General features: G+C 73.0%; 3 protein-coding genes. 2 read left to right on the forward strand and 1 reads right to left on the reverse strand.

Annotated elements, in window-relative coordinates; all coding sequences use genetic code 11:
- The coding region (locus EEJ42_RS51300) for a hypothetical protein (RefSeq protein ID WP_184503397.1) at positions 1 to 183 on the reverse strand (183 nt) is incomplete at its 3' end.
- A 465-nt stretch (positions 184 to 648) separates the two neighbouring features.
- Between EEJ42_RS51300 and EEJ42_RS33255 the strand changes: the two genes are divergently transcribed.
- The gene (locus tag EEJ42_RS33255) at positions 649 to 3,339 is read left to right on the forward strand and encodes a SpoIIE family protein phosphatase (protein WP_246097546.1); all 2,691 of its coding nucleotides are present in this window, start codon (positions 649 to 651) and stop codon (positions 3,337 to 3,339) included.
- A 126-nt stretch (positions 3,340 to 3,465) separates the two neighbouring features.
- Positions 3,466 to 3,756 (forward strand): helix-turn-helix transcriptional regulator (locus EEJ42_RS33260; protein ID WP_148082112.1); only part of this gene is annotated, 291 nt, incomplete at its 3' end.

Below are 3,756 nucleotides of genomic sequence, written 5' to 3' on the forward strand. Positions count from 1 at the left end.
CGCCAGCCGCAGCGTGCCCTCCTGCCCGGTCCACCGCACCGGCGCCGGGATCACACCGGGAGCGGCCGCCGCGCGCCCGACGGCCGCCGCCGGGCCGGACGCGGCGGCAGGCACCAGCAGGGCCAGCACCGACAGGACGACGGCCCCCACCGTGGCCCTGAGCCGGGATCCCTGATGACGCATCCGTCTGTGATGGCGCGTCCGTCTGTGAGGATGGGTCCGTCGTCTGTGAGGATGGGTCCGTCCGTGACGCTGCGTCTGTCTGTAACGATGGGTCGACAACGGCACTCGCCTCCATGCTCACCGGGCCGCGCCCCGGAGGCGGCGGCCGTGATCGGACAACACGTGGTGCGGGATGCCGGACGGACACGGGAACCACGGCGGAACCACGACCCGGCGGCAGGGTCCTTCCCCTCTCTCCCGCCCTCTGAACCCGGCCCCCTTGAACCCGGCCCCTGAGCCCCTACGCAAAGCCACCGAGGTCCACCGGTGGGTGACTGGAACGTATCAACCGCCCGGTCGCGGGTACTGTCTCATCCCAGCTGCTCACGTCCCGGCGCCGTGAGGTGTTAGGAATAGGGGGTGATCGGATTTTTCGGTCGATCGAAGCTCTCCCCGCCTGTCCGGTCGCGGGGTCGCTTGCGCTCCCTGCTGGGCGTGCGCAGCATCGCCGGGCAGGTGTTTGCCGTACAGGCGGTCGTTGTCGTCATGCTCATTGCCGTGGCGACGCTGGCGCTCGTACTCCAGGCGCGGAACGACAGCGAGCAGGAGGCCATCAACCGGTCCACCGCCGTGGCCCAGGCCTTCGCGGGCTCCCCGGGCACCGCGGAGGCCATGACGTCCCGCCACCCGACGGCCGTGCTCCAGCCGCGGGCCGAGCAGGTCCGTAAGCGGGCGGGCCTGGACTTCGTCGTCGCGGCAAACCCCAAGGGCGTCCGCTACACCCACCCGCTGCCGAAGCAGATCGGCCATCAGCTCGTCGCCGACTACAAGCCCGCGCTGCGCGGCAAGGTCGTCACGGAGACCGTGCAGGGCCCCCTCGGCAAGGAAGTGCAGGCCACGGTCCCGATCCGGCGGGCCGACGGCAAGGTCATCGGCGTGATCTGCGCCGGGATGACCGCCCATGACGTCAGCGGCCGGGTCACCCGCCAGCTGCCGCTGGTCCTCGGCGCGGCCGGGGGCGCGCTCGCCCTCGCCACCGCCGGTACCGCGCTGGTGGGCCGCCGGCTGCGGCGCCAGACCCACGGCCTGGGCCCGGCCCAGATGACCCGTATGTACGAGCACCACGACGCGGTGTTGCACTCCGTCCGCGAGGGCGTGCTCATCGTCGACGGCGAGGGCTGCCTCGTCCTCGTCAACGACGAGGCGCGCCGACTGCTCGACCTGCCCCCGGACGCCGAGGGCCGCCACGTGCGCGAACTCGGGCTCGAACCGCGCACCGCCGAGCTGCTGTCCTCCGGCCGCGTGGCCACCGACGAGGTGCATCTCGCGGGGGACCGGCTGCTGGCCGTCAACCAGCGCTCCACCCAGTGGAACGGCGGCGCGCCCGGCAGCGTCGCCACCCTCCGGGACACCACCGAACTGCGCGCGCTGTCCGGCCAGGCCGAGGTGGCGGAGAAGCGGCTGCGGCTGCTGTACGACTCGGGCGCGAAGATCGGCACCACCCTCGACGTCTCCCGCACCACCGAGGAGCTGACCCGGTTCGCGGTGCCGTGGTTCGCCGACTTCGCCACCGTCGACCTGGTGGACCCGGTGCTGCGCGGCGACGAGCCGTCCGGCGACGCCATGTGCCGTACGGCCACCTTCGGCATCCGCGACGACCACCCGCTGTGGCGGGTCGGCAAGCGGACGACCTATGTGCGCGGCGCACCGCAGGCGCTCGGCTTCGGCGCCGGGCGGCCGGTGCTCGACGCCGACATCCGGGACTTCGCCGGATGGCAGGAGCAGGACCCCGAGCAGGCCGTCCGGATCGTCGAGTACGGCATCCACTCGATGATCACCATTCCGCTGCGCGCCCGCGACGTCACCCTGGGCATCGCCACCTTCTGGCGTTCGGAGAAGTCCGAGCCGTTCGACCAGGAGGACGTGGCCCTCACCGAGGAGCTGGTCGCGCGCGCCGCCGTCGCCATCGACAACGCCCGCCGCTACACCCGCGAGCACTCCATGGCCGTCACCCTCCAGCGCAGCCTGCTGCCGCAGGGCCTGCCCGAACAGGACGCCCTGGAGGTGGCGCACCGCTATCTGCCCGCCCAGGCCGGTGTCGGCGGCGACTGGTTCGACGTCATCCCGCTGCCCGGCGCCCGGGTCGCCCTCGTCGTCGGCGACGTCGTCGGCCACGGGCTGCACGCCGCCGCCACCATGGGGCGGCTGCGGACCGCCGTGCACAACTTCTCCGCCCTGGACCTGCCGCCGGACGAGATCCTCACCCATCTCGACGAGCTGGTCACCCGCTTCGACCAGGACCAGGTCGCCGCGGACACCGACGCCGCGCCGATCAGCGGGGCCACGTGTCTGTACGCGATCTACGACCCGGTCACCGGCCGCTGCACCATGGCCCGGGCGGGCCACCCGGGCCCAGCCCTGATGTACCCCGACGGCACCGTCACCTTCCCCGAGGTCCCCCTCGCCCCGCCGCTCGGCCTCGGCGGCGAACCCGTCGAGACGACCGAACTGCTGCTGCCCGAGGGCAGCCGACTGGCCCTGTACACCGACGGTCTGGTCGAGGACCGCGATCGCGACCGGGACACCGGCCTGCGGCTGCTGCGCAGCACCCTGGCGGGCCATCCCCGACGCGGACCCGAGGAGATCTGCCAGGCCGTCTTCGACGCGATGGCCTCCTCGCACCCGCGGGACGACATCGCCCTCCTGGTCGCCCGCACCCACCTCCTGGACCCCGACTCCGTCGCCGAGTGGGACGTCCCCTCCGACCCCGCCGCCGTCGCCGGAATCCGCGCCGAGGCCGCCCGGCGGCTGGCCGCGTGGGGTCTGGAGGAGAGCGGCTTCACCACCGAACTCATCCTCAGCGAGCTGATCACCAACGCCATCCGCTACGGCTCCGGACCCATCCATGTGCGCCTCGTCCGCGACCGCAGCCTCATCTGCGAGGTCGCCGACGGCAGCAGCACCTCACCCCATCTGCGCCGCGCCGCCTCCACGGACGAGGGGGGCCGGGGCCTGTTCCTGGTGGCCCAGTTCGCCCAGCGCTGGGGCACCCGCTACACCCCCACCGGCAAGATCATCTGGGCCGAGCAGCCCCTCGGCGCCGCCGCCCCCGTCCCCGAGCCCACCGAGGAGGACCTGCTCGCCCAGTGGGACGACCTGGACGACGTCTCGACGTAGCCCCCACCACGGGTTTCTACGTCCCCGAACGGTAGGCGACTGAAGCTGTCGGCCGCTCCGAGCGGCCGTCCGCGATATGTGCGCCGGACGTCCGCTCCTGTGTATAACGGGGGCGGGAGGCGTTCCATGTCCGAGTTGTTCGACGCGATCGACGCACTGATCGCGGGCCAGTCCCCGCTGCCGCCACCGGCCGAGCGGGAGCGGCTGCGCACGGCACACGGCCTGAGTCACGAGCAGGTCGCCAAGGCGCTGAAGGTGCGCCGTGCGACGGTGGCCAACTGGGAGAGCGGAAAGACCGATCCCCGGCCGCCGCAGCGCGAGGCGTACGCCCACTTCCTGAGCGAACTGGCCAAGCTGTACCCGGCCCCGGCTCCCGCCCCCGCTTCGGAGGCGCCGCCCCCCGCCCCCGCGGCCGTC

Origin of the sequence: Streptomyces botrytidirepellens (genome assembly GCF_003721215.1) — a bacterium.
In the GTDB taxonomy this organism is placed as follows: domain Bacteria; phylum Actinomycetota; class Actinomycetes; order Streptomycetales; family Streptomycetaceae; genus Streptomyces; species Streptomyces himastatinicus.